The organism is Ottowia sp. (assembly GCF_047601385.1).
GTDB lineage: Bacteria > Pseudomonadota > Gammaproteobacteria > Burkholderiales > Burkholderiaceae_C > Ottowia.
Genome location: NZ_JASGJP010000001.1, coordinates 2,643,574 through 2,669,615, shown reverse-complemented (window position 1 = coordinate 2,669,615; position 26,042 = coordinate 2,643,574). Strand labels below are relative to the sequence as shown.

Below are 26,042 nucleotides of genomic sequence, written 5' to 3'. Positions count from 1 at the left end.
CGTGTTTCGTGGCGCACAGTCCGATGCATGACGCACACCGCCCACCTTTGGCTCTACCTCGTGTTCCTGATCGGCATCATCGTGCTGCCGGGCATGGACATGGCCTACGTGCTGGGCAACGCGCTGTCGGGCGGCCTGCGGCGCGGGCTGGCGGCCGTGGCCGGCATCGTGGCCGGCGGGGTGTGCCACACGCTGCTGGCCTTCGCGGGCGTGGGCGCCGTGCTGCACGCGGCGCCGGGCCTGTTCAACGCGATGCTGCTGGCCGGCGCCATCTACCTGGCCTGGATCGGCTGGTCGCTGATGCAGAGCGCCTCGCCGCTGGCGCTGGGCGCGCCCGCGCGCGCCACCTCGCCGGCCGACGCGTTCGTGCGCGGCATCGCCGTGTGCCTGATGAACCCGAAGGCCTACCTGTTCATGCTGGCCGTGTTCCCGCAGTTCGTGCGGCCGGAGTACGGCCCCATCGCCGTGCAGGCCGCCGTGCTGGGCGCCATGACGGCGGCGGTGCAGACGGTGGTGTACGGCGCGGTCGCGCTGGCGGCGAGCCGTGCGCGCGGCTGGCTGGCCGGCGCGGGGCGCTCGCAGGTCATCCTGGCGCGGGCCATCGGCCTGCTGCTGACGGGCGGCGCGGCGTGGAGCGCGGCCTCGGCCTGGCGCGGCTGAAGCCCATGCGTCCGGCGCCGCCGTCCTACAGCCGGCCCTGGCGGCGCGCGGCACAATGGCGCGCACCGGCCAGCGGGCCGGCGATCCCCGTTCCAGGAGGCGCTCATGCTCTACAAGTTCAAGTCCCAGGCGGCCGCCGAAGTCATCATGCTGCAGCCCGACGCGGAGACCCTGCTGAAGATCATCGGCAAGTCGCCCGGCGCGCAAGGCATCGTGACGGTGGACCAGATCCCTGGCGCCGTGGGCGCGCTGCGCCAGGCGATCGCGGCCAGCAGGCAGGTGCCCAAGGCCGATGATGGCGACGACGAGAAAGCCGACGACGGCGTCTCGCTGGAGCGCCGGGCCGCGCCCTTCATCGACCTGCTGGAGCGCAGCGCCGCCGCCGGCAAGGACGTGGTCTGGGGCGTCTAGCCGCGCAGGCGCTCGACCACCGCGCGGCACGCCTGCCCCGGCGCCACGCCCAGCGCCCGGGCCAGTTCATTGCAGTGGCTGACGATGCCGTCATGCAGCGTGCTGCGCGCCTCGCCGATGCGCGCGCTGTCATGGGCCACGGTGCAGGCGGCGATGCCGTGGCCTTGCAGAAAGGGCAGCGCCGCCAGGCCGGCGGCGTCCTTGCCGACGCCGGCGTCGTTGAACACGGCGATCAGCGGGCGCGCCGCCAGCGCGTACCGCGCCGAGCTGATGCCGCCGTGCGAGCCGCTGACGGCGATGCAGCCGGCGTCCTGGCCGCCCAGCTCGGTGATGGAATCGACGACGCGCAGCGGCGGGCTCATGTCCACGGGGCGGGCGCGCCAGGGCGCCGCGCCGCGCCGGGCCGTCGATCAGCCGTCAATCGGCGTACTGCTTGGCGTCGTTGATCACCGGCGCCCACTTGGCGATTTCGGACAGCACGAACTTCTTGTGCTCGGCGGGTTCCACGCGCTGGTCGTGCACGATGATGGCGCCCAGCGCCTCTTCCTTCTTGACGAAGTCGGGGTCCTTCAGGGCCACCTTCAGCGCGTCGTTGAGGGTCTTCAGCACGGCCGGGGGCGTGCCCTTGGGCGCATACAGGCCGTGCCAGATGCTGACGTTGAAGCCCTTCATGCCCGATTCGTCCAGCGTCGGCAGATCCTTGTATACGGCCGGCACCGACAGGCGCTTGAGACCGGCCACGGCATAGGCCTTGACCTTCTTGCCCTCGACCTGGCTGGTGATGTTGGTGGTCTGGTCGCACAGGAGGTCGATCTGGCCGCCCATCAGCGAGACCAGCGCCGGCGCCGCGCCCTTGTAGGGCACGGTGGTCATTTCGGTCTTGAGCGCGCTCTGGAACATCAGCCCGCACAGGTGCGAGGCCGAGCCGATGCCGGCATTGCCCAGGTTCACGGCGCTCTTGTTCTGGGCGATCCAGCCTTCCAGCTCCTTGAAGTTGTTGGCCGGCAGGCCAGGCTTGCCGATGATGGCCATCGGCACCTCGTTGATGAGGCCAAGGAACTCGAAGTCCTCCACCTTGTAGGACAGCTTGCGGTAGAGCGTGGGCGTGGTGGCCATGCCGATGTGCGTGACCAGCAGCGTGTAGCCGTCGGGCGCGGCGCGGAATGCCTTGGCGGTGCCGATGGTGCTGCCGGCGCCGTCGGAGTTCTCGATCACCACCGCGCCGTTCAGCGGCTTGCGCAGCGCCTCGGCCAGGTCGCGCGCCACCTTGTCGGTCGGGCCGCCGGCGGTGAACGGCACGATGAGGGTGACGGGCTTGCCCGCCGGGAAGGTCTGGGCCTGGGCGCCCGCGGCCAGCAGCGCGGCGGCGGCCACGGCAGCGGCGGTCAGTTGGGAAAGCGTGTACATCCTGGTGAGTCTCCTGTGAAACAGATGAGGGGTTTTTCGACGGAACATTGCATGCTACAGGGCGCCAGCACCGTCGGCCATCCGGGCGTCTACCGAGACGCGGCCGGATGTCTGACGCAGGTCAACAAACCGTTTTCCTCGGTCGCATCAGGCCGCGCAGCGCCTGATCGAGATCGAATACGGCGGCCTGCGGCTGGTCGACGTGCCTGCCCGGTCTTTATAAGTAAAATCGGCCTCCAGCGCTTGATGGACAAGCGCCAGCAGCTATCAAACAAGTAGCACACGAATGTCCGAGCCCCCGCGCTTCCACCGCGCCCCCCGGCCCGCCGCCGATGCCGCCGCGCCCGCCGCCGACGCCGTGCGGCTGAACAAACGCCTGGCCGACCTGGGCCTGTGCTCGCGCCGCGAGGCGGACGAATGGATCGAGCGCGGCTGGGTGCGGGTGAACGGCCAAGTCGGTGCGATGGGCCAGAAAGTGTCGCCGCACGACCAGGTCACCGTGGACCGCCGGGCCGACGCGGCGCAGGCCGAGCGCGTCACCATCCTGCTGCACAAGCCGGTCGGCTACGTCAGCGGCCAGGCCGAGGACGGCCACCAGCCGGCGGTGACGCTGATCAACGCCCGCAGCCGCTGGCGCGGCGACGCGGCGCCCACGCGCTTTGCGCCGGCGCAGCTCAAGGGGCTGGCGCCGGCGGGCCGGCTGGACATCGACTCGGTCGGCCTGCTGGTGCTGACGCAGGACGGCCGAGTGGCGCGCCGGCTGATCGGCGAGGACTCCGACGTGGACAAGGAATACCTGGTGCGCGTGGCCTACGGCGACGTCACCACCGGCGTGCAGGCCGCCTTTCCCGCCACCGGCCTGGCGCGCCTGCGCCACGGCCTGGCGCTGGACGGCCAGCCGCTGAAGCCCGCGCAGGTGGACTGGCAGAACCCCGAGCAGTTGCGCTTCGTGCTGCGCGAGGGCAAGAAGCGCCAGATCCGCCGCATGTGCGAGCTGGTGGGGCTGAAGGTGACGGGCCTCAAGCGCATCCGCATCGGCCGCGTCGCGCTGGGGCAGCTGCCGGTGGGGCAGTGGCGCTACCTGGGCCCGGGCGAGGCGTTCTGACCGCCTCTTGAATCGGCCCCCACCGCCCGCATCTGGGCGCATCGGGTGGCGGCGCGCGACCCCACCCCACATCCATCTCCGCTGAACCGAACCACACCATGAGCACCCAGAAACACGCCTTTCAGGCCGAGGTCGCGCAGCTGCTGCACCTGGTCACGCATTCGCTGTATTCCAACAAGGAGATCTTCCTGCGCGAGCTGGTCTCCAACGCCTCCGACGCCTGCGACAAGCTGCGCTTCGAGGCGCTGGCCGACCCCTCGCTCTACGGCGAGCAGCCCGCGCTGGAGATCCGCATCGCCATCGACAAGGACGCCCGCACCCTGACGGTGACCGACACCGGCATCGGCATGAGCGAGGCCGAGGCGGTGGCGCACCTGGGCACCATCGCCAAGAGCGGCACGCGCGAATTCATGGGCAAGCTCTCGGGCGACCAGAAGGCGGACGCGCAACTCATCGGCCAGTTCGGCGTCGGCTTCTACTCCGGCTTCATCGTGGCCGACCGCATCACCGTCGAGTCGCGCCGCGCCGGCCTGCCGCCTGAAGCCGGCGTGCGCTGGGTCAGCACCGGCGCAGGCGACTTCGAGGTCGAGGCCATCACGCGCGCGGAGCGCGGCACCAGCGTGATCCTGCACCTGCGCGAGGACGCGCTGGACTTCGCCGACGGCTGGCGCATCCGCGAGCTGATCGGCAAATACTCCGACCACATCGCCCTGCCCATCAAGATGGAAGGCGAGCAGTGGGAAGACGGCCAGGAAGAAGGTCAGCCCGGCCGCATGGTCAAGACGGGCGAGTGGGAAACCGTCAACCAGGCCACCGCCCTGTGGGCGCGGCCCAGGAAGGACATCACCGACGAGCAGTACGTGCAGTTCTACGAGCAGACCGCGCACGACTGGCAGCCGCCCCTGGCCTGGACGCACAACCGCGTCGAGGGCAGCACCGAATACACGCAGCTGCTCTACATCCCCAGCCACGCGCCGATGGACCTGTGGGAGCGCGAGCGCAAGGCGGGCGTCAAGCTGTACGTGCGCCGCGTCTTCATCATGGACGACGCCGAGCAGTTGCTGCCGCGCTACCTGCGCTTCGTCAAGGGCGTGGTCGATTCGGCCGACCTGCCGCTGAACGTCAGCCGCGAGCTGCTCCAGGAAAGCCGCGACGTGAAGGCCATCCGCGAAGGCAACACGCGCCGCGTCCTCGGCCTGCTGGAAGACCTGGCCAAGGCCGAGCCCGCCGAAGCCCCGCCGGCCGAGGGTGGCGACGACAAGGCCGCGGCCCCGCGGGACAAGTACGCCGCCTTCTGGCGCGAATTCGGCGCCGTGCTGAAGGAGGGCCTGGGCGAAGACCACGCGAACCGCGAGCGCATCGCCAAGCTGCTGCGCTACGCCAGCACCACCACCGACACGCCCACCGTCTCGCTGGCCGACTACAAGGCGCGCATGAAGGAAGGCCAGAAGGCCATCTACTACATCACCGCCGACACCCTGGCCGCCGCCCGCAACAGCCCGCAGATCGAGATCTTCCGCAAGAAGGACATCGAGGTGCTGCTGATGACCGACCGCGTGGACGAATGGGCGCTGTCCCACCTGCGCGAGTTCGACGGCACGCCGCTGCAAAGCGTGGCCAAGGGCGCGGTGGATCTGGGCGACCTGCAGGACGAGGCCGAGAAGAAGGCCGCCGAGGAAGCGGCCGAGCACGTCAAGCCGCTGCTGGACAGGCTGAGGGCCGCACTGAGGGACCAGGTCGAGGACGTGCGCGTCACCACCCGCCTGGTCGATTCGCCTGCCTGCCTGGTCGTCAAGGACGGCGGCATGAGCACGCAGCTGGCGCGCCTGCTCAAACAGGCCGGCCAGCCCGTGCCCGACACGCGGCCGGTGCTGGAAATCAACCCCGAGCACGCGCTGGTCAGGAAGCTGGCGGACAGCCCCCGCTTCGACGATCTGGCCCACATCCTGTACGACCAGGCCCTGCTGGCCGAAGGCGGCCTGCCCGAAGACCCGGCGGGTTACGTGCGACGCGTGAATGCGCTGCTGGTGTGAACGCGGCGCCCGGGCTGATGGAGGCGATGACCGCTCATCTGGCCCCCAGGTCACGCGCTCGCGCCACCAGTCGCTGCGCACTCCGTGGTCGGCTCGCCGTGGTCAGACGAGGAGATGATGCGGCATCAGAAAGCCGGCGTCCCGCGCGATGTGCAATTCGCCACCAAGGGGCAGATAGCGCTGGCGCAGCTCAGGCACCGGCGAAAGGCGCGCCCCGGCCCTGCGTGCTGACGGACGCCGGCTATGGCGCGGACACGGCGTTTCGCGAGGGCTTGATCGAGCTGGGCCGGCCCCTCCATCGCGGGCGTGACGGGCCAGGTGACGGTGTGGCCACCAGGGCACGCGCCGTTGCCGCCGCAGCCTTACAAAGGTCGCGGCAACGTGCCGGCTTCGGCTGGGTGATGCAAGACACGAGCAGCCTCTGCCGATCCAGGAAGCGGCCTTCGAGCTGGGGCCGGCCCAATGGCAGGCCATCGAATGGCGCGAGGGCACGAACTTCACACTGCGTTCGCGCTTGCGGCTGCGCATCGCCGCAGCATGGCTCAGGACGCTGCCTCGGTGCCCCTTGCTGCATGCGCGCAAACGCAAGGCTTAAGTTGCGACGCGGTAAGACTAGCGCAGTTGGCGTTCGACACGAGGCGGTGCCGGCTCGGTGGGGCGACGAGGTGTTCCAGGAACGTCGGCGCTCGTAGTCTGCATCCCTGCCAGGTTCTCGATGGCTTCCTGTTCGCTCTCGAAGATGTAGGGCGCAAGCCTGCGGCGCGACAGCGCCTCGCCCAGCTTGGCGCGCATGAAGGCGCTGGTGGTGAAGCGCGTCACGCCGCTGTAGTAGCGCTCGACGCAGTTGCGCACCATCTCGGCGTAGCTGTCCTCCAGGTCGCGGTCGAGCACGAAGGCTTCGTAGTTGACGACCGCCTGCACGCGCTGGCCGCGCCGCACGATGGGCTCGCAGATGGCCGCGACCTTGGCGCCGATGGCCTCGATGGTCTGTGCCGTCTTGACCTCGAAGTGCTCGAAGTTCAGGTACAGCACGTTCCTCGCGGCGTCGTGGGCGAAGCGGGCGTCGAAGGGCAGCCCGGTCAGGCGCCGGCGCAGCCCCATCGGCTCGTCCTGGAAGATGCGCGCATCCATCAGGCGCGGGCCGTCCGGGCCTTCGATCAGCGGGCGGAACGCCATGTGCGCCAGCACGTCGCGCTCCAGGTCGATGCCGGGCGCGATCTCGGTCAGAACCAGGCCGTCCTCGCGCAATTCGAGCACGCAGCGCTCGGTGACGTACAGAACCTCCTTGCCCTGCGCGGCGGCGTGTCTGCCCGAGAAAGTGCGGTGCTCCACCTCGGCCACGAACTTGGGGCCGCGCGCTTCACGCCGGATGCGCAGCCCCTCGGGAGTGACGTCGACCTCGCAGGCGCCGGTGAGAAAGGTGCCGGTGTAGATCACCTTCTTGGCGCTCTGGCTGATGTTGATGAAGCCGCCCGCGCCGGCCAGCCGCGGCCCAAACTTCGACACGTTGACGTTGCCCTCGGCATCGACCTGCGCCAGGCCGAGCACCGCCACGTCCAGCCCGCCGCCATCGTAGAAGTCGAACTGGTAGGGCTGGTCGATGATGGCCTGAGGGTTCAGCGCCGCGCCGAAGTCCAGCCCGCCGGCCGGGATGCCACCAATCACGCCCGGCTCGGCTGTGAGCGTGAACAGGTCCGCGATCTTCTCTTCGGCGGCCACCGCCGCCACGCCCTCGGGCATGCCGATGCCCAGGTTGACCACGCTGCCGCCTCGCAACTCCATGGCGGCGCGGCGCGCGATCACCTTGCGCACGTCCAGCGGCATCGGCCGGGCGCTGTCGTCGGGCACACGCAGCTCGCCGGCGTAGGCCGGGCTGTAGCCGGTGGCAAAGGTTTGCTGGTGCAGCTCGGGCGGGGCCAGCACCACGCAGTCGACCAGGATGCCGGGGATCTTGACCTGCCGCGGGTTGAGCGTGCCGCGCGCGGCCAGCCGCTCCACCTGCACGATCACCAGGCCACCGCTGTTGCGCGCGGCCATGGCGATGGACAGCATCTCCAGTGTCAGCGCTTCGCGCTCCATGGTGATGTTGCCGTCCGGGTCGGCCGTGGTGCCGCGCACGATGGCCACATGGATGGGCATCGTGGGGTAGAACAGGAATTCCTCGCCGCGCACCTGCATCAGCGACACCAGGTCATCGGTGGTGCGCGCGTTGAGCTTGCCGCCGCCGTGGCGCGGGTCGACGAAGGTGCCCAGGCCGATGCGGCTCAGGTGCCCGGGCTTGCCGGCCGCGATGTCGCGGAACAGGTGCGCGATCACACCCTGGGGCAGGTTGTAGGCCTCGATCTGGTTGTCCAGCGCGAGCTTTTGCAGCTTGGGCACCAGGCCCCAGTGGCCGCCGATGGCGCGCCTGACCAGGCCGGCATGGCCAAAGTGGTTCAGGCCCTGCTGCTTGCCGTCGCCCTGCCCGGCCGCATACAGAAGGGTCAGCGCGCCGGGCTTGTCGGCGGCAGGCACCTCGGGGTCGAGGTACAGCGCCTCCAGCGCGGCGGCCACCGCCTCTGGGAAGCCGATGCCGACGAAGCCGCCGGTGGCCACGGTGTCGCCAGGCCGGATCAGGCGCACCGCGTCGGCGGCGGGGACGACCTTGCTGCGGTCGCCTTCGGACAGACTGGCGACGGCGTCGCGCGCCGAGCGTAGCGGGTGGGCCATGGCAACTGCTCCCTCAGCGCGCCGTCCAGCCGCCTTCCACCGGCAGCGCGATGCCGGTGATGGCCTCGGCGGCCGGCGAACACAGGAACAGCACGATGTCGCCGATGGCCTGCGTCTCGACGAAGCGCTTGTTGGGCTGCGAGGCCAGGATCACTTCGCGCACCACGCGCTCCTCGCTCATGTCGTGGGCCTTGGCCTGGTCGCGGATCTGGCCGTCGACCAGCGGCGTCTTCACGTAGCCGGGGCAGATGGCGTTGCAGGTGATCGGCGTCTCGGCCACCTCCAGCGCGACAGTCTTGGTCAGCCCCAGCACGCCGTGCTTGGCCGCCACGTAGGCCGACTTGAAGGGCGAGGCCACCAGCCCGTGCGCCGAGGCGATGTTGACGATGCGGCCCCAGCCGCGCGCCTTCATGCCGGGCAGCGCGGCGCGGATCGCGTAGAAATTGGACGACAGGTTGATCGCCAGGATCTGCTCCCACTTGGCCATCGGGAATTCGTCCACCGCGGCCACGTGCTGGATGCCGGCGTTGTTGACCAGGATGTCCACCGCACCGAACGCACGCTCGGTCTCGGCCACCATTTCGGTGATCTGCCCGGGCTGGCTCATGTCGGCACCGCTGTAGCGCACGGGCACGTCGAACTCGGCCGACAGCGCGGCGCGCAGCTGCTCGATCTGGGCGGCGTCGCCGAAGCCGTTGAGCACCACGCCGGCGCCGGCGCCGGCGAGCTGACGGGCCACCGCCAGCCCGATGCCGCTGGTCGAGCCAGTCACGATGGCGACCTTGCCTTGAATCATGGTTGTCTCCTTTTGCCTCAAGATCGAATGCCGGCGTCAGGCTGCGACCTGGCGCCGGAACCTCACGCACTGCGGCACTACGCGCCGTCAAATACCGGCAGCACCGTCCCCCGGCATTCGCCGAAGCCGATGCGGCGCGCGCCCTCGCCCTCGCACCAGCCGCGCAGGATGACGCTGTCGCCGTCCTCCAGGAAACCGCGCTGTTCGCCGTTGGAGAGCGTGACCGGGTGCTTGCCGCCCGTGGTCAGCTCCAGCAGCGAGCCGCATTGATCCTTGGTCGCGCCCGACAGCGTGCCCGAGCCGAGCAGGTCGCCCGCGCGCAGCGCGCAGCCGTTGACGGTGTGGTGCGCCACGAGCTGCGCCGCCGTCCAGTAGGCCGCCTCGGCGAAGTTGGAATGCGCGATGACGTCGCCGGCATGGCCTTCGCGGGCCATGCGCGCGGTTTGCAGCACTACTTCCATGCGCACGTCGATGGCGCCGCGCGCGCGGTTGCCCGGCGAATCGAGGTATGGCAGCGGATCGGGGTCGCCCGCCGGACGCGTGAAGGGCTGGCGGAAGGGCTCCAGCGCTTCCATGGTCACCATCCATGGCGAGACGGTGCTGGCGAAGTTTTTCGCCAGGAACGGGCCCAGCGGCTGGTATTCCCAGGCTTGCAGGTCGCGCGCGCTCCAGTCGTTGAACAGGGTGACGCCGAACAGGTGCTGCTCGGCCTCTGCCATGGGCACGGGCTGGCCCTGCGGGTTGGGCTGGCCGATGAACAGGCCCAGTTCCAGCTCGATGTCCAGCCGCGCGCACGGCGCCAGCACGGGCTGGGCGGCATCGGCGGCCTTGACCTGGCCCATGGGCCGGTGGAAGGCCGCGCCGCTGGGCAGCAGCGTGGAGCTGCGCCCGTGGTAGCCGATGGGCACCCATTTGTAGTTGGGCAGCAGCGGGTTGTCGGGGCGGAACTGGCGGCCTACTTCGGTGGCGTGGTGGATGCCGACGTAGAAGTCGGTGTAGTCGCCCACCTCGCAGGGCAGGCCCAGTTCCACGGCGGCTTGCGCCAGCAGCGCGGGCTCGAATGCGGCGCGCTGCGCGCTGCCTTCGCGCAGGCCGGCCGAGATGGCCTGGCGCAGCGCGCGGCGTTCGGGCGGCGTGGCCTGCATCAGGCGGTTCATGTCGCCGTGGGCGATCAGGCCGGCGGCGCGCAGGTCGAGCACCTGGTCGCCGATGGCGACGCCGATGCGCCAGGCGGTCTCGCCGGGCTGGCGGAACCGCCCGAAGGGCAGGTTCTGGATCGGGAAATCGCTGCCGTCGGCGTTGGCCGATTCGACCCAGCTGCGCAGCGCGGGGTTGTGGGTGTCATCCAGCGTCGTGTTCATTGCTTGAACTCCCGGGCGTGCAGGAAGTCGGCGTGCCTGGGCGCGCGCTTGGTTTTGGACCAGTCTTCCAGCATGTCCCACTTCACGGCATCGAGCCGCCGGATCATGGCCTCTTCCTCGGGATCGGGGCAGGCCAGTTCGACGCGGTGGCCGTTGGGGTCGAAGAAGTAGATGGAGTGGAAGGCGCCGTGGTCGGTCACGCCCAGCACGTCGATGCCCCGGCCTTCGAGGTGCGCCTTGAATTCGAGCAGTTCGGCCCGGTCCTTGACGCGGAAGGCGATGTGCTGCACCCATTCGGGCGTGTTGGGGTCGCGCCCCATGGGGGGCTGCGTGGGCAGCTCGAAGAAGGCCAGCACGTTGCCGTTGCCGGCGTCGAGGAAGACGTGCATGTACGGATCGGGCGCCTTGGTCGAGGGCACCTGGTCCTCGGCGATGGCCAGCACGAAGTCCATCTTCAGCATTTGGTTGTACCAAAGCACCGTTTCCTTGGCGTCCCGGCAACGGTACGCGACGTGGTGGATGCGGTCGATTTTCATGGTCGTCAGGCCTTCTCGGTGTCGAGCACGCCGCGGTTGATCTGGTCGCGCTCCAGTGATTCGAACAGGGCCTTGAAGTTGCCCTCGCCAAAGCCCTCGCGGTAGTTGCCCTTGCGCTGGATGAACTCGAAGAACACCGGCCCCAGCAGCGGCTGCGAGAAGATCTGCAGCAGCAGGCGCGGCTGGCCGCCTTCGGTCGTGCCGTCGAGCAGGATGCCGCGCGCCTGCAGTTCGCCCACCGGCTGGCCATGCCCGGGCAGGCGCTTCTCCAGGTTGTCGTAATAGATGTCGTTGGGCGCCGTCAGCAGCGGGATGCCGGCCATCTGCAACTGGTCGATGGAGTCGAGCAGGTCGTCGGTCAGCAGGGCGATGTGCTGGATGCCCTCGCCGTTGAACTGCATCAGGAATTCCTCGATCTGGCCGCCGCCCTGCTTGGCTTCCTCATTGAGCGGAATGCGGATCAGCCCGTCGGGCGCCGTCATGGCCTTGGAGGTCAGGCCGGTGTATTCGCCGGTGATGTCGAAGTAGCGGATCTCGCGGAAGTTGAACAGCTTCTCGTAGAACCCGGCCCAGTAGCCCATGCGGCCGCGGTAGACGTTGTGCGTCAGGTGGTCCACCACCTGGAAGCCGTGGCCCTTGGGATGGCGGTCCACGCCGGGCAGGAATTCGAAGTCGATGTCGTAGATGGACTTGCCGTCCTCGTAGCGGTCGATCAGGTACAGCGGCGCGCCGCCGATGCCCCTGATGGCCGGCAGGCGCAGCTCCATCGGGCCGGTGGGAATCTCGACGGGCTGCGCGCCCAGTTCGAGCGCGCGCTTGTAGGCGGTGTGGGCGTCCTTCACGCGGAAGGCCAGGCCACAGGCCGCCGGGCCGTGCTCGGCGGCGAAGTAGGCCGCCTGGCCCGGCTCGTTGTTGACGATGAAGTTGATGCCGCCCTGGCGGTACAGCAGCACGTTCTTGGAACGGTGGCGGGCCACCAGGGTAAAGCCCATTTTCTCGAACAGCGGCTCCAGCACGCCGGGTGCGGGCGAGGCGAATTCGACGAATTCGAAGCCGCACAGGCCCATGGGGTTGTCGACAAGGTCGGTCATGAGGTCATTCCATGCAAGAGTTGCAGTCAATGGGTCGAAGGTGGATCAGTCCACCTTCACGTTTGCGCGCTTGATCACCGCTTCGTACTTCACCCGGTCGCGGGCAATGATCTTTGCGAAGTCCTCGGGAGTGGTGGAAGTAGGCGATGCCGCGAGTTGGTCCATCACCTTGGCAAATGCCGGCGAGTTGATGGTGGCGGCAAAGTCCTGGTGGAGTTTGTCCAGGATGGGCTTCGGCGTAGCGGCCGGGGCGAACAGGCCGAACCAGGTGCTGACCTCGAAGTCTTTCAGTTCGGATATCCCGGATGCGGAGACTGTCTGAAGTTCCGGGAAAGCGGCGGCCTTGTCACGCGTCGTGATCGCCAATGCCTTGAGCTTGCCCTCTTTGATGCGCGGCGCAGCCGAGGCGAGGTTGTCGAACATGTACTGAATCTCGCCACTCAAAAGGCCGAGTTGCGCCGGGCTCGCGCCCCGATAGGGGACATGGACCGCGACAATGCCGGTGCGCTCCTTGAGCATCTCGCCCGCCAAGTGGCCCGCGCTGCCATTTCCGCCGGATCCGTAGGCAAGTTTCCCGGGATTGTGCTTCGCATAGTTGATCAAATCCCCGATCGTGGCGATTTTGTTTTCCGCTGCGAAGCGCTCATTGAGAACCAGCACGTTCGGGACATTGGCGATCAACGTGATCGGCGCGAAGTCCTTGACGGCGTCGTAGGGCATCTTGGCGTACAGCGACGGGTTGATGGCGTGCGTTGCCACCGCGCCCAAGAGGAGGGTGTAGCCGTCCGCCGGCGCCCTCGCAACGGCGGCGGCACCGATGTTTCCGCCAGCGCCGGCCTTGTTGTCGACGACGACGGTTCCCAGCGTGGACCGCACGCCGTTGGCGAGCGCCCGTGCCGCAACGTCCAGAGGGCCGCCTGCGGGGTAGGGAACGACCAGTTGGATGGGGCGTGCCGGATAGGTCTGGGCAAAAGCCGAAGAGGCCGCGAGCAGCGCCAGGGCGATGATGCGTCTGCCAAGATTGATTGTTTTCACGGGAATGTCTCCTTTTGTATTGACGAGCGGGTTGACGGAATGCTGTTGAAATTCACTCTGCTGGCAGGTCACTGCTCCTTTCTCGGGCCGCCTGAAGATGGGTGTGCCGTTCATAGGCCAGCCGCAGTTCCTTGGCAGCGCCGAAGCTTGCGGACAGCCCCGCGCGATCGCCCTGGGAGAGCGCGTCGCACAGCAGCTCCAGATGGTTCTTGAAGTGGTGAAGGTCGCCCAGAAGCGCCCGGCGGTTGGAAACGCAGATGTCTGCCCACAGCGAAGGGTTGGCGCCGGCAATCCGCGTGAAGTCGCGGAATCCGGGGCCGGCCATGCCGGCGTAGTCATGGCCGGCATCCGACCCGGCCAGGGCGCCGAGGTACGCGAATGCGATCAGATGCGGCAGGTGGCTGACGGCGCTGAAAACCTCGTCGTGCGCCTCGGGCGACATCATCGAGACGCGTGACCCGATGCCCTGCCAGAACCGCCGCATGCCGTCCACGTGCCCGGCAGCGGTGCCCTCGATCGGCGTGAGGATCACCTGCTGCCCTGTGAAGAGCTGCCCATTGGCATGCTGGGCGCCCGACTGCTCGGAGCCGGCAATCGGATGCGCGGGAACGAAGCGAGCGCGTTGCGCACCCGGAAGGTCGCGGACGATCTCGACGATGGCGCCCTTCACACTGGCGACGTCCGACAGCACGGCCGTCGGCTTTGCATGTGCGATCACCTCGCGCAGAACAGAGGCGAATGCGGCGGTGGGGACGGTAATGAGCACCAGATCGGCGTCCTCGACAGCCGCCTGCAGCGAGTGCGCGACGCAGGCGCCGCCGAGTTGTCCTGCGGCCACGGTTCTTGCCGCCTCTTGGGGGTCCCATACGCGGACCTGGGCCGCCGGCCCTCTTGCGTGCACCGCCAGGGCGATGGAGCCGCCGATCAGGCCGTAGCCGACGATGGCGACACGGCTTGCTGCGCCATGAGAGGCGGGGTCGTCGAAAAGGGCCGCGTGGCTGGTGGTTGTCATGGTGGGCAGTGTCTCCAGGATCAGATTCTCGGGGTGCCAGGACGTTCCGTCCATTGCCGATATAGTCGCGATAAATGCCTGCATGTTATGGGATGGATGGCCATTGATGAATCTGCGCCAGATCGAGATCTTTCGCGCCGTGATGCTGAGCGGCGGGATTTCTGACGCCGCGCGCATGCTCAACGTCACGCAACCCGGGATCAGCCGGGCTGTGAAGCACCTGGAAAAGCAGCTCAACATCCGGCTGTTTCAGCGCCTCAAGGGGCGCTTGCTGCCCACCGGGGAGGCCCGCGAGCTTTTCGAGCGCATACAGCTCGTGTACAAGGGCGTGCAAGACGTGCAGACCTTCGCGCGTTCGCTGGGCGACGGCTCGCACACGACCCTCAGAGTCGTGTGCAGCCCGAGCGTGGGTCTGCATGTCGTGCCGCGCGTCATCTCGAATCTGCTGCGCCGCATGCCTTCGGCGCGCTTCGAGCTGGAGATACTTCCCTCCCTGGCATTGGTTGACGCGCTGGTGATGGGGCATGCCGACGTCGGAGTCGGTGCGGCGGCGATCGATCCAGCGGTGATCGATCACCCCTTGCTGCGGATCAAGAGGATCGGGCAGCTGCGCATGGTCTGCGTGGGATCGAAGGAATACGGCCTGGCATCGAAGGCCAGTGTTTCCGCACACGACGTTCGCAAGCTGCCCTTCATCACCTTCGACACGCACACGACGCAAGGACAACTGCTGGAACAGGCCTTCTCCAAGGTCCACCCACCGATCGAACCGGTCGCCAGCGTCCGGTTCGCGCGGACCGCCTGTTCGCTCGCAGAGGCCGGGGTAGGCGTTGCCTTCGTCGATGAGCTGACAGCGGCCAGTGCCGCCAACGAGGGCATCGACATCCTGCCCGTCACACCCCCCCTGCGCATCCCCGTTTTCGTGGCTTCGCCGCTGCACCGGCCGGTTGGCACGCTGGCCGAGCACTTCATGGAAGACACGGCCGCGACCTTCAAGGCCACGCTGGCGTCCCAGGCTGGTGGACGATAAGGCAGTGGCGCCAACGCCGCGTTCTGTACCTCTTGGCGCTCTGACAGACGGTTCAGCTGGCTAACACAGGCCAGCGAACCCCTCCACCAGCGCATCGAACACGGCACGCACCCGCGGCACGCGAGCCAGGTTCTCGTGGGTGACGATCCAGGTCTCGACCGCGAACGGCGTCAGCTCCGGAATCTGCCGGACCAGCCGCGGGTCCCGCTCGCCGAGCGGCACCTGGCACACGGCAATGCCCAGTCCGGCCCGAGCTGCGGCCAACTGGGCGACGTGGCTGTCGGTGCGCAGCGCGAAGCGGCTCGCGGCCAGCGACAGGCCCAGCGTCTCCATCGCGGCCAGATCAGAACGGCTGCGGTCCGGCCCGATCAGGGCGTGGGCGTCCAGATCCGCCAGTGTCTGGGGCGAACCCCGGCGGGCGACATAGTCCGCCGATGCAAAAAAGCCCAGCGGGATGCTGGCCACCTTGCGTGCGACCAGCGCCTCCTGGCGGGGTGTGACGGTGCGCACGGCGAGGTCGACTTCATGCGCCAGGATGTCGGCCTGGGCATTGCTCAGGGACAGCTCGACGCTCAGGGCCGGATGCTTGCCGTGCAAGGCCGCCAGGATGGGCGGCACGACCTCCACCCCCATGATCTCGGGCACGCTCAGCCGCACCGTGCCGCTGATCTCGTGCATCCCGCCGGAGGCCACGCGCACGAACATGTCGGACGCCATGGCCATGGTGCGGGCCGTTTCCCGCAACGCTTGCGCGGTCTCGGTGGGCGCCAGGCCATGGACGGAGCGGGTGAACAGCACCGCGCCAAGGGCCCGCTCCAGCGCCTCTATGCGCGCGCGCACCGTGGGGTGCGTCACCCCGAGCTTGCGCGCCGCCGCGGAGAGGCTGCCGGTTTCGAGCACCGCCAGGAAGATGCGCTGGTCGTCCCATGAGACAGGTGGGCTCATTGATTTCCCTACAGATGCTGTTGGCTGGATTGGAATTTATTTTCACCCATTGGCGCGCCATCCTCTCGCTGTCGCAACCATGGAGATGAGGAAAGACAGCGATGGAACCGGACAAGACGGCGCTGGTGCTCGGCGCAACGGGCGGCATCGGCGCCAGCATCTGCGCGGCGCTGCTGCGCCACGGCTGGCGGGTGCGCGGCATGGCACGCAACACCGCTGCCGCCCGCCATGCGGGCACGGCAGGGGTCGAATGGCTCGAAGGGGACGCCATGCGGCGCGGCGACGTTGTGCAGGCGGCGCAGGATGCCTCGGTCATCGTCCATGCCGTGAACCCGCCGAACTACGCCCATTGGGACCAACTCGTCCTGCCGATGGCCGACAACACGATTGCCGCCGCCAGGTCGGCCGGGGCCCGCATCGTGCTGCCGGGCACGATCTACAACTTCGACCCGGCGGCGACGCCGGTCATCGATGCAGAGGCCGTCCAGCGGCCCAGGAGCCGCAAGGGCATGATCCGCGTCGCGCTGGAAGAGCGGTTGGCGCATGCGGCGCCCGATGTGCCCACGCTGATCCTGCGGGCAGGCGATTTTTTCGGACCGGGCGCGCGCAGCAGTTGGTTCGCGCAGGCGATGGTGGCGCCGGGAAGGCCGCTGCGCCGCATCGTCAATCCCGCGCGCGGCGGCGGGCACAGTTGGGCTTACCTGCCCGATCTGGCGGAGGCCTTCGCGCGGCTCGTCGATGCGCCGGAGCGGCTGGCCCCTTTCGAGGTGCTGCAATTCGAAGGCCTGTACGACGAGGACGGCCGGCAGATGGTGGAGGCGCTGCGCCGGGCGTCTGGCCGCCCGCTTCGCGTGTACGGTTTTCCCTGGTGGCTGATGCGCCTGGCGGCACCGTTCGGGGGCTTTGCGCGCGAGGCGGCCGAGGTGGCGCCTTACTGGCGCCATCCGGTCCGGCTCGACAACGCCCGCCTCGTCGCGCTGCTGGGCGAGGAGCCGCGCACCCCGCTCGGCAGCGCCATCGGCACCACGCTCGCCGCACTCGGCTGCCTCGATGCGCGCCGCGCGTGAGGCAGGCCGCCTGAAACCCTGGACTCAAAGCGTCAGGCTTGCCGACAGACGGCGCAACACCGTGGACACCGTCTTCATGGTCGATCCCGCTTCCACCTTCGAGGCGATCTGGCAGATCGTGCCCGAATGCTGGGGCGGCTGGCCGACGCCTTTACTTTTCGGATTCCTCCCGAATCGCATCGACGAAGGCCTGCAGGCTCGCAGGCGCATGGCGGTTGCGGGGAAAGTAAAGGCACAACCCCGGGATGCGCGGGCACCAGTCTTCCAGCACGGCCACCAGGCGTCCATCGTCCAGCGCGGCTCGGGCACACGGCTCAGGCACGTAGGCGATGCCCATGCCGCCCAGGGCCGCCTCGACCATCAACTGGCTGTTGTCCAGTGTCAGCGCTCCGGGTACGTCAATCTCCAGCGACTGCCCGTGCTTGCCGAACTCCCATCGGTAGCGCTTGCCGCTGGGCAGGCGCTGCCGGATGCACCGATGCCGGCCTAACGCATCGGGCACTGTCGGTGCGGGATGCGCCGCCAGATAGTCCGGGGAGGCCACCGCCAGGAAACGCACGTCGGGGCCGAGGCGCACGGCCACCATGTCCTTGGGCACGGCTTCGCCCAGCCGGATGCCCGCGTCGAAGCCTTGTTCCACGATGTCCACCAGGCGTCCCTCGGCCACCAGATCCAGCTCGACGCCGGGGTGGCGCGCCAGGAACGCCGGCACCACCGTGTGCAGCAGCAACCGGATCGCGGCCTCGTTGGCGTTGATGCGCAGTTGGCCTTGAAGCTGGCCGTGTGCGCCCGCCACGTCCTGCAGCGCCGCGTCGAGGTCATGCAGTAACGGGTCGATGCGCCCCAGAAGGCGCTCGCCCGCCTGCGTGAGAGAGACGCTGCGCGTCGTCCGGTGCAGCAGGCGAGTGCCCAGGCCGTCCTCCAGCCCGCGAATGGCATGGCTCAGCGAGGAGCGGGTCATGCCCAGCAGGTCGGCGGCGCGCCGGAAGCTGCGGTGCTCGGCGACGGCCGTGAAGGCGCGCAGGTCAGCCAGTGTCGGCTTGTTCATTGGTGATTTATTTTCACCTTCTCGTGCCAATAATTGGTGATTATCAAAATAATGCCACGGCCATATGCTCCAGGCCACTCACCTGTTTTCTTCTTTCCTGGAGTCACATCATGGTCAAGACCTGGTTCATCACTGGCACATCCACCGGCCTCGGCCGCCTGCTCACCGAGCGCTTGCTGGCACGCGGCGACCGGGTGGCCGCCACCCTTCGCACGCCGGGTGCGCTGGACGGCCTGGTGGCTCAGTACGGTGACCGGTTGCAGGTTCTGACGCTCGACGTGACCGATACCAAGGCCCTCAGGACCGCCGTGGCGGAAGCCTTTGCGCACATGGGCCGCATCGACGTGGTGGTGAGCAACGCGGGCTACGGCTTGTTTGGCGCCGCCGAGGAGCTCAGCGACACGCAGATCGAGCGCCAGATCGCCACCAATCTCGTCGGGTCCATCCAGGTCGTCCGCGCCGTCCTGCCGCATCTGCGTGCGCAAGGCGGTGGGCGCATCGTCCAGGTGTCGTCCGAAGGCGGGCAGATCGCCTATCCGAACTTCAGCGTGTACCACGCCACGAAGTGGGGCATCGAAGGCTTCGTGGAGTCCGTCGCCAAGGAGGTTGCGCCGTTCGGCATCGACTTTTTGCTCATCGAGCCCGGACCGACCGGCACAGGCTTCGGCGCCGGCCTGGATCATGCGGCGCCCATGCCCAGTTACGAAGACACGCCATCCGGCGACGTGCGCCGGGCCATCGCGTCGGGCGCCTTCGTCATCAAGGGCGATGCGGCCAGAACGGTTGATGCCATGATCGTTGCCGCCGACGCCGAAGCTGCACCGCTGCGCCTTGCTCTGGGAAGCACCGCCTACGCCTCGATCAGCCAGGCGCTGGCCGAGCGTCTGCGGCAGTTGGAAGTGCAGAAGGCCCTGACGCTTTCCGCCGATGGTGGCGAGTGAGGGACGTGTACACGCCACTGAGCCGTCGTGCGGTTCGCTGATCAACGCCCGTCTCGTCGCGCTGCTCGGCGAAGAGCCGCGCACCACGCTCGCCGCACTCGGCTGCCTCGATGCGCGCCGCGCGTGAGGCAGGCCGCCTGAAACGCTGCATTCGCGCACAGACTGGCATGCGCCGAAGGCAAACGCTGGCGGCTCGCACGGCCTCGCTTTCATGTGCGCTTCACGCCCACATCGGCGTCCTGGCTCAATCAGGTCGAGCACTGGTTTGCCACGCTGGCCGGGCGCCGCATCCGCCGCGGCACACACCGCTCCACGCAAGCGCTGGCGATGTCCATCCGCGCCTGCGTCGAGATGAACGACCAGGAGCCCCACCCGCTCCATTGGACCCAGACCGCTGACGACATCCTTGCCAGCATCGAGAGGTTTTGCCTTCGAACTTCTCAATCGGGACACTGGCAGTGGTTGGATTCACATGAAACGGCAAGCGCCCGCCCCGATGACCACCGGCTGTCCGACGCCTTACCATGCCGCAGCGGCCGCATCCACGTCCTGCCGCCCACCAGACCACCCCACAAGAGAGCAGCCATGGCCACGGAAGCAAGCGCAAGTCAACTGATCGGTGTCGTCACCCTGCTCGGCGCGGCCGTGGTGGCGGTGCCGCTGTTCAAGCGCATCGGGCTGGGCTCGGTGCTGGGCTACCTGGCGGGCGGGCCGGCGGTCGGGCCGTTCGGGCTGGGGCTGGTGACCGACGCGCAGACCATCGTCCACGTGGCCGAGCTGGGCGTGGTGATGTTCCTGTTCGTCATCGGACTGGAGATGAAGCCCTCGCACCTGTGGAGCCTGCGCGCGCAGATCTTCGGCCTGGGCAGCCTCCAGGTGGCGGCCAGCGCGCTGCTGCTGACGGGGGTGGGCATGGCGTTCGGCTTTTCGTGGCCGGTGGCGTTCGTGTGCGGCGCGGGCTTCGTGCTGACCTCCACCGCCATCGTGATGCAGGTGCTGGCCGAGCGCGGCGACATCCTGGCGCCGCGCGGGCAGCGCATCGTCTCGATCCTGCTGCTGGAAGACCTGCTGATCGTGCCGCTGCTGGCCTTCGTGGCCTTCCTGGCGCCGGCCGAGGCGGCGCCGACGCACGCGGCGCCGCTGTGGCAGCGCGCCGGCACCGCGGCGCTGGCGCTGGCGGCGCTGGTGGCGGCCGGGCTGTGGCTGCTGAACCCGCTGTTCCGCGTGCTGGCGCGCGCCAAGGCGCGCGAGGTGATGACCGCCGCCGCGCTGCTGGTGGTGCTGGGCGCCGCGCTGCTGATGGAGATGGGCGGTCTGTCGATGGCGCTGGGCGCCTTCGTGGCGGGCGTGCTGCTGTCGGAATCGACCTTCCGCCACCAGCTGGAGGCCGACATCGAGCCCTTCCGCGGCCTGCTGCTGGGGCTGTTCTTCCTCGGCGTGGGCATGTCGCTGGACCTGCACGTGGTGGCGCGCAACTGGCCGCTGATCCTCTCCGGCGTGCTGGCGCTGATGGCGGCCAAGGCGCTGTGCATCTACGGCGTGGCGCGCCTGGCGGGCAGCAGCCGCGCCGACGCGGTGGACCGCGCGCTGCTGATGGCACAGGGCGGCGAGTTCGCCTTCGTGCTGTATGCCGAGGCGGTCAAGCTGAAGGTGATCAGCGGCGAGGTCAACGCCAACATGACGGCCGTCATCGTGCTGTCGATGGCCCTCACGCCCCTGGTGCTGGCGCTGCACAGGCGCCTGGCGCGCGCGCAGGCGCCATCGACCGACGGCATGGAAGCGCCCAGCGACCTGCGCGGCGACGTGCTGGTGATCGGCTTCGGCCGCGTCGGCCAGATCGCCAGCCAGGCGCCGCTGGCGCGGGGGGCGCGGCTGTCGATCATCGACAACGACACCGACATGATCCGCGGCGCCGAGCCCTACGGCTTCAAGGTGTACTACGGCGACGGCGCGCGCGCCGACGTGCTGCACGCCGCCGGCGCGCACCAGGCACAGGCCATCCTGGTGTGCGTGGACGACAAGGCCGCGGCCACGCGCATCGTCGAGAACGTGCGCCGCGAATGCCCGCACAGCCGGCTGGTGGTGCGCGCCTTCGACCGCCAGCACGCGCTGGCGCTGGTCAAGCTGGGCGCCGACACGGTGGTGCGCGAGACCTTCGAGTCGGCGCTGCACATGGGCCGCGCCGCCGCGCTGGCGCTGGGCGCGACCGAGGACGAGGCGAGCGAGCTGGCCGAGCAGGTGCGCGCGCGCGACGCCGAGCGCTTCGCGCTGGAGACGTCCGGCGGCGACTTCGCCGGCCGCGCGCTGGTGCTGGGCAACATCGACTACATCGAACCGCCGCGGCGCGATCCCCCCGCGGCGACACCCCAGGGAGACCCCGCATGACCAACGCCCCCATCGCCCTGAACGAAGCCGCGCGGCGCTTCGAGCTGACCGTGGACGGCCACGTGGCCTACGAAGAGTTCGAGCGCTTTCCCGGCGGCATCGCCTACCTGCACACCGTGGTGCCCCCCGCGCTGGAAGGGCGCGGCATCGGCAGCCGGCTGGTGAAGCACGCGCTGGACTACGCGGCCGCCGAGGGGCTGAAGGTGCGGCCTGACTGCTCGTTCGTCAAAACCTACATCGACCGCCACCCCGAGTACCAGGGCCTGCTGTGACCACGCCGGCACCGCCCCAGCGCTACCCGGCGCGCGCCTCCGTCATCGGCGAAGGCACGCCGATCCGCCGCGCGCTGCCGCACCGCGCGCGGCGGCTGGTCGGCGCCTGGTGCTTCCTCGACCACGCCGGCCCGGTGCAGTTCGCCCCCGGCGACGGGCTGCACGTGGGCGCGCACCCGCACATCGGCTTGCAGACCTTCACCTGGATGATCGAGGGCGAGGTGATGCACCGCGATTCGCTCGGCCACGAGCAGGTGGTGCGCCCCGGCCAGGTCAACCTGATGACGGCCGGGCGCGGCATCGCCCACACCGAAGACTCGGTGAGCGACGGCGGCCGCATGCACGCGGCGCAGCTGTGGATCGCCCTGCCCGGCGCCGAGCGCCAGCGCGAACCCGCCTTCGCCCACCACCCCGTGCTGCCGCAGGTGCAAGCCGGCGGCTTCACCGCCACGGTGCTGGCGGGCACGGCGCTGGGGCAGACGGCGCCGACGCAGGTCTTCAGCCCGCTGGTCGGCATCGACCTGACCAGCCGCGGCCCGGCGCGCACCACGGTGCCGCTGGACGCCGGCTTCGAATACGGCCTGATGGTGCTGCGCGGCCAGGCGCTGGTCGAAGGCGCGCCGCTGCCGCAGGACGAACTGCTGTACCTGGCCCCCGGCCGCACGGCGCTCGACATCCGCGCCGACGCCGAGGCGCAGCTCCTGCTGCTGGGCGGCGCGCCGTTCGGCGAGGACGTGATCGTGTGGTGGAACTTCGTCGCCCGCACGCAGGCCGAGCTGGCCGAGGCGCTGGCCGACTGGAACGCCGCGCCCAACGCGGGCGGGCGCTTCGGCACCGTGCGCGCGGGCAGTCCGGCGGCGCCGCTGCAAGCGCCCGGGCTGGAAGGCGTGCGCTTGCAGGCGGGGCGCTGAAGTTTCAAGCCAAATCAGCCTCCAGCGCCCGCCCAGCAAGCGCCAGCAGCTATTGGATCGATAGCTATAGCACCGGCCCCAGCGTCGCCAGCGCGTTGTTCCACATGCGGCGCGGGCGGGACCAGCGGCGCACCGCTTCCAGCGCCACCGGCTCGGCGCGGGCGATGTAGCCGGCCTGCCGCGCCATCACGGCGGCGGTGAGGGCCGCGTCCTGCAACAGCACGTTGTTCTCGAAGTTGAGGTCGAAGCTGCGCCGGTCGAGGTTGGTCGAGCCGATGAAGGTGACCAGGCCGTCGACGGTCAGCGTCTTGGCGTGCAGCAGGCCGCCGCGGTATTCGTGGATGCGCACCCCGGCGGCCAGCAGGCGCGGGTAGGTGCTGCGGCTGGCGGCGGCGACGATCCACGAGTCGTTGCGCGCCGGGAAAATCATCGTCACCCGCACGCCGCGCCAGGCGGCGGTGCACAGCGCCTCCAGCACGGTGGCGTCGGGCACGAAGTAGGGCGTGGAGATGGTGACCTGCTCGCGCGCGTTGGCGATCAGCGTGCTCACCAGCTGCGGCGTGGCGCGGCGGCGCTCGGTCGGCCCCTCGCCCACCACTTGTGCAGCAAAGCCATTGGGCAACGACTCGGCCGGCTCGGCCACCACGTCCAGCCGCTCGTCTGTCGCCTGCATCCAGTCGGTGGCGAACAGCAGCTGCATCTGCGCCACCACCGGCCCCCGCAGCCGCAGCATGATGTCCACCCAGGGCGCGTATTTCGCCTTCACCAGGAAGGCTTCGTCGGCGCAGTTCTGGCTGCCGACGTAGGTGACGCGGCCGTCGATAAGGGTGATCTTGCGGTGGTTGCGCAGGTCGATGCGGCTGGTCAGCATCACCTTGAGCGGGTGCCGGATGGGCAGCGCCACCGCCAACTGCACGCCGGCCTCGCGCATGCGCCGCCACAGCGGGCCGCGCAGCAGCGCGCGCGAGCCCAGGCCGTCCACCATGGCACGGCAGGCCACGCCGCGGCGGGCGGCGCGCATCAGCGCCTCGGCCACCGCGGTGCCGGTGCCGTCGTCCAGCCAGATGTAGTACAGCACGCTGATCTCGCGCTCGGCCGCGTCCATGTCGGCCAGCATGCGGGCGCGGGCCTCGGCGCCGCCCGCCATCAGCTCGCCCTGGTTGCCGGGCACGGGCTGAAAGCCGTTGACCGACGCCGCGTAGCGCGCCGCGCCCTGCCACGGCGGCGCGATCAGCGCGGCCACATCCCGCGGCGCGCCCAGCACGCGCGCGGCCGCGCCGCCCTCGGCCACCTGCTCGCGCACCAGGTCGCGCACGCGGCGGTAGCGGCCCAGCACCGCGCGGCCGATGTTGGCGCGGCCGAACAGGTGGTACAGCCCGCAGCCGGCGTAGGGCAGCAGCACGATGACCACGATCCAGGCCATGCGCACGTCCGGCGCCAAGTCGTCGCGCAGCAGCACGGCCGCGCCGAAGACCAGCACCAGCAGCGGGTGCAGCAGCAGCGAGAAGACGGCCAAGGCGCGGCGCGCGGCGGATCAGGTGGCCGGCTTGTCCGAAGGCTGCCTGATGTTGTCCTGAAGCTCCTTGCTCATCGGCAGGCCGATGGCCTGGTTGCGCGGCGGAATGGGCTTGAGGAACCACTTGTCGTACAGCTTGGTGAACTCGCCCGACTTCATCATGCCGGTGATCACGCCGTCCACCAGCGCCTTGAACTTGGGGTCGTCCTTGCGCAGCATGCAGCCGTAGGGCTCGACCTGCAAGGCCTCGCCCACCACGTCCAGCGCGGCCGCGTCCTTGGCGTTGGCCTTCAGGCCGTAGAGCAGGATGTCGTCCATGGCGAAGGCGTCGGCGCGGCCGGTCTCGACCAGCAGCGCGGCGTCGGCGTGGTCCTTGGTGGCGATGATGTCCAGGCCCAGGCCCTTCTCCTCGCTGTAGCGGCGCGCCACCTGCATGTTGGTCGTTCCGGTGGTGATCGCCACCTTCTTGCCCTTCAGGTCGGCCCAGTCCTTGATGCCGGCGCTCTTCTTCACCAGCAGCCGCGTGCCGGTGTAGAAGTGGTTGATGGCGAAGGCCACGTCCTTGCCGCGCGCGGAGTTGTTGGTGGTGGAGCCGCACTCCAGGTCGATGGTGCCGTTGACCAGCAGCGGGATGCGGTTGGCCGAGGTGACGGCCTGCCAGCCCACCTCGAGGTCGGTCTTGCCGGTCTGCTTCTTGATCTCGGCCAGGACGGCGCTGGTGATGTCCACCGCGAAGCCGATCGGCTTGCCCGGCCCGGCCAGGTAGCTGAACGGCACGGAGGATTCGCGGTAGGCGAACACGACCTTGCCGTCCGCCGCCACCTTGGCCAGCGTGTCGGCGTGGGCGGTGACGGCCAGCGCGGAGGCCAGCGCGGCGGCGGCGATCAGATAAGCACGTTTCATGGGAGAGATCCTCTCTGTTGACGGAATTGAAGCGGCGCATGATGCCCCCTTCCGGTGCGAGCGGCAACCGCGTAAACCATGCATGCGCCGTGCCACCGCCCACCCCGGCGCCTATCATCCGAGCCATGGACCACGGCCTGGCATCGCTGTCGCTGCGCGCCTACGGCGCCTCGCCCGGCAGCCACGTGCACGACCACGCGCAGGTGCTGCTGGGCCTGCACGGCGCGCTGGCGCTGGAAGTGGACGGGCGCGGCCACCTCGTCGGCCCCGGCCAGGGCCTGCTGTTGCCGGCCGGCGCGCGGCACGACTTCGAGGCCGCCCAGGGCGCGCGCTGCCTGGTGCTGGACAGCCGGCACCCCGGCTGGCGCGGCCTGGGCCCATTGCACGCGCCGCCCGCCGCCGCGCACGGACTGGCGCGCTACCTGGCCGAGGCGCTGGCCGCCGGGCTGCCGCGCGCGCAGCTCTGGGGGCCGGCCCTGGTGCAAGAGCTTTTTCAGCCGCCAGCGCACGCCCGGCGCGCGCAGCGCGCTATCGACTGGATAGCACTCGGCGACTGGGCGCTGGCCCGCGCCGACCACCCCACCAGCGTGGCCGAGCTGGCCGCCCGCGTGCACCTGAGCGGCAGCCAGCTGGCCGCGCGCTGCCGCGCCGAGCTGGGCCAGCCGCTGATGCACTGGCTGCGCGGCCTGCGGCTGGACGAGGCGCGGCGCCTGCGCGGGCAGGGCCTGGCGGTGGCCGAGGTGGCGCGGCGCTGCGGCTACCGGTCGCCCTCGGCGCTGACCACCGCGCTGCGCCGCACCGGGCGCTGACCGGCGGCGCGCGACGATGCGCCGTCGAAACGCGACGACGCGCGCGCCTATCATCCGCC

Annotated in this window: 24 protein-coding genes; 11 read left to right on the top strand and 13 right to left on the bottom strand. The window is 69.5% G+C overall.

From position 1 onward, the window contains the following. The first annotated feature begins 27 nt into the window (after positions 1-27). Positions 28-660, top strand: coding sequence for a LysE family translocator (locus tag QM772_RS13040; protein ID WP_415137132.1), 633 nt, complete (start codon positions 28-30; stop codon positions 658-660). A 105-nt stretch (positions 661-765) separates the two neighbouring features. Beyond that, positions 766-1,071 (top strand): DUF1840 domain-containing protein, encoded by a 306-nt coding sequence (locus QM772_RS13035; RefSeq protein WP_415137130.1) that lies wholly within the window; start codon positions 766-768, stop codon positions 1,069-1,071. Here QM772_RS13035 and QM772_RS13030 read toward each other — a convergent pair. Continuing rightward, positions 1,068-1,433, bottom strand: a complete 366-nt coding sequence (locus tag QM772_RS13030) for a hypothetical protein (protein WP_415137128.1) — start codon at positions 1,431-1,433, stop codon at positions 1,068-1,070. The genes QM772_RS13035 and QM772_RS13030 overlap by 4 nt on opposite strands. Positions 1,434-1,488: 55 nt before the next feature. Beyond that, complete coding sequence (locus tag QM772_RS13025) at positions 1,489-2,478, bottom strand: tripartite tricarboxylate transporter substrate-binding protein (protein WP_415137126.1); 990 nt, start codon at positions 2,476-2,478, stop codon at positions 1,489-1,491. Between the two features lie 286 nt (positions 2,479-2,764). On the opposite strand from QM772_RS13025, the gene QM772_RS13020 reads away from it, so the two are divergent. Together QM772_RS13020 and htpG are read left to right on the top strand one after the other, a co-directional pair. Further along, entirely contained in the window at positions 2,765-3,583 is an 819-nt protein-coding gene (locus tag QM772_RS13020) for a pseudouridine synthase (RefSeq protein WP_415137124.1), read from the top strand. Positions 3,584-3,681: 98 nt separating this feature from the next. Continuing rightward, positions 3,682-5,616, top strand: coding sequence for a molecular chaperone HtpG (gene htpG, locus QM772_RS13015; protein ID WP_415137122.1), 1,935 nt, complete (start codon positions 3,682-3,684; stop codon positions 5,614-5,616). Positions 5,617-6,228: 612 nt separating this feature from the next. On the opposite strand, the gene QM772_RS13010 is transcribed toward htpG, so the two are convergent. From QM772_RS13010 to QM772_RS12980, 7 genes are all read right to left on the bottom strand, one after another. Beyond that, a complete protein-coding gene (locus tag QM772_RS13010; RefSeq protein ID WP_415137120.1) occupies positions 6,229-8,325 on the bottom strand; it encodes an acyl CoA:acetate/3-ketoacid CoA transferase in 2,097 nt (698 codons plus the stop codon). 13 nt (positions 8,326-8,338) lie between these two features. Beyond that, positions 8,339-9,121 carry a 3-hydroxybutyrate dehydrogenase gene (locus QM772_RS13005; protein ID WP_415137118.1) on the bottom strand — a complete coding sequence of 261 codons (783 nt, stop codon included), beginning with the start codon at positions 9,119-9,121 and terminating at the stop codon, positions 8,339-8,341. Positions 9,122-9,198: 77 nt separating this feature from the next. Beyond that, complete coding sequence (gene fahA, locus QM772_RS13000) at positions 9,199-10,482, bottom strand: fumarylacetoacetase (RefSeq protein ID WP_415137116.1); 1,284 nt, start codon at positions 10,480-10,482, stop codon at positions 9,199-9,201. Further along, positions 10,479-11,018, bottom strand: coding sequence for a VOC family protein (locus QM772_RS12995; RefSeq protein WP_415137114.1), 540 nt, complete (start codon positions 11,016-11,018; stop codon positions 10,479-10,481). The genes fahA and QM772_RS12995 overlap by 4 nt, the downstream gene beginning before the upstream one ends. A 5-nt stretch (positions 11,019-11,023) precedes the next feature. Beyond that, a complete protein-coding gene (gene hppD, locus QM772_RS12990) occupies positions 11,024-12,109 on the bottom strand; it encodes a 4-hydroxyphenylpyruvate dioxygenase (protein WP_415137112.1) in 1,086 nt (361 codons plus the stop codon). A gap of 45 nt (positions 12,110-12,154) precedes the next feature. Continuing rightward, positions 12,155-13,258 (bottom strand): Bug family tripartite tricarboxylate transporter substrate binding protein, encoded by a 1,104-nt coding sequence (locus tag QM772_RS12985; protein WP_415137110.1) that lies wholly within the window; start codon positions 13,256-13,258, stop codon positions 12,155-12,157. Beyond that, complete coding sequence (locus QM772_RS12980) at positions 13,197-14,156, bottom strand: prephenate dehydrogenase (RefSeq protein ID WP_415137108.1); 960 nt, start codon at positions 14,154-14,156, stop codon at positions 13,197-13,199. The genes QM772_RS12985 and QM772_RS12980 overlap by 62 nt, the downstream gene beginning before the upstream one ends. Positions 14,157-14,262: 106 nt before the next feature. Between QM772_RS12980 and QM772_RS12975 the strand changes: the two genes are divergently transcribed. Continuing rightward, a complete protein-coding gene (locus QM772_RS12975) occupies positions 14,263-15,186 on the top strand; it encodes a LysR family transcriptional regulator (RefSeq protein ID WP_415137107.1) in 924 nt (307 codons plus the stop codon). 60 nt (positions 15,187-15,246) lie between these two features. On the opposite strand, the gene QM772_RS12970 is transcribed toward QM772_RS12975, so the two are convergent. Next, entirely contained in the window at positions 15,247-16,131 is an 885-nt protein-coding gene (locus tag QM772_RS12970) for a LysR family transcriptional regulator (protein WP_415137105.1), read from the bottom strand. A 101-nt stretch (positions 16,132-16,232) separates the two neighbouring features. Here QM772_RS12970 and QM772_RS12965 point away from each other — a divergent pair, with 101 nt between their 5' ends. Beyond that, a complete protein-coding gene (locus QM772_RS12965; protein WP_415137103.1) occupies positions 16,233-17,198 on the top strand; it encodes an NAD-dependent epimerase/dehydratase family protein in 966 nt (321 codons plus the stop codon). A 151-nt stretch (positions 17,199-17,349) separates the two neighbouring features. Here the strand turns inward: QM772_RS12965 and QM772_RS12960 are convergent, their stop codons facing one another. Further along, the gene (locus QM772_RS12960) at positions 17,350-18,246 is read right to left on the bottom strand and encodes a LysR family transcriptional regulator (RefSeq protein ID WP_415137101.1); all 897 of its coding nucleotides are present in this window, start codon (positions 18,244-18,246) and stop codon (positions 17,350-17,352) included. Between the two features lie 110 nt (positions 18,247-18,356). Here QM772_RS12960 and QM772_RS12955 point away from each other — a divergent pair, with 110 nt between their 5' ends. The 4 genes from QM772_RS12955 to QM772_RS12940 all read left to right on the top strand — a co-directional run bounded on the left by QM772_RS12955 (position 18,357) and on the right by QM772_RS12940 (position 22,755). Then, positions 18,357-19,187: an SDR family oxidoreductase gene (locus QM772_RS12955; RefSeq protein ID WP_415137099.1), complete on the top strand. Its 831-nt coding sequence runs from the start codon at positions 18,357-18,359 to the stop codon at positions 19,185-19,187. 585 nt (positions 19,188-19,772) lie between these two features. Beyond that, complete coding sequence (locus QM772_RS12950; RefSeq protein ID WP_415139588.1) at positions 19,773-21,572, top strand: monovalent cation:proton antiporter-2 (CPA2) family protein; 1,800 nt, start codon at positions 19,773-19,775, stop codon at positions 21,570-21,572. Then, complete coding sequence (locus tag QM772_RS12945; RefSeq protein ID WP_415137097.1) at positions 21,569-21,844, top strand: GNAT family N-acetyltransferase; 276 nt, start codon at positions 21,569-21,571, stop codon at positions 21,842-21,844. Before QM772_RS12950 ends, QM772_RS12945 begins: the two co-directional genes overlap by 4 nt. Beyond that, a complete protein-coding gene (locus tag QM772_RS12940; protein ID WP_415137095.1) occupies positions 21,841-22,755 on the top strand; it encodes a pirin family protein in 915 nt (304 codons plus the stop codon). Before QM772_RS12945 ends, QM772_RS12940 begins: the two co-directional genes overlap by 4 nt. A gap of 64 nt (positions 22,756-22,819) precedes the next feature. On the opposite strand, the gene cls is transcribed toward QM772_RS12940, so the two are convergent. Continuing rightward, positions 22,820-24,271 (bottom strand): cardiolipin synthase, encoded by a 1,452-nt coding sequence (gene cls / locus QM772_RS12935; RefSeq protein WP_415137093.1) that lies wholly within the window; start codon positions 24,269-24,271, stop codon positions 22,820-22,822. Between the two features lie 18 nt (positions 24,272-24,289). Further along, positions 24,290-25,174 (bottom strand): amino acid ABC transporter substrate-binding protein, encoded by an 885-nt coding sequence (locus tag QM772_RS12930; RefSeq protein WP_415137092.1) that lies wholly within the window; start codon positions 25,172-25,174, stop codon positions 24,290-24,292. 125 nt (positions 25,175-25,299) lie between these two features. Between QM772_RS12930 and QM772_RS12925 the strand changes: the two genes are divergently transcribed. Continuing rightward, positions 25,300-25,983 (top strand): helix-turn-helix domain-containing protein, encoded by a 684-nt coding sequence (locus tag QM772_RS12925; RefSeq protein ID WP_415137090.1) that lies wholly within the window; start codon positions 25,300-25,302, stop codon positions 25,981-25,983. Positions 25,984-26,042: the final 59 nt, after the last annotated feature.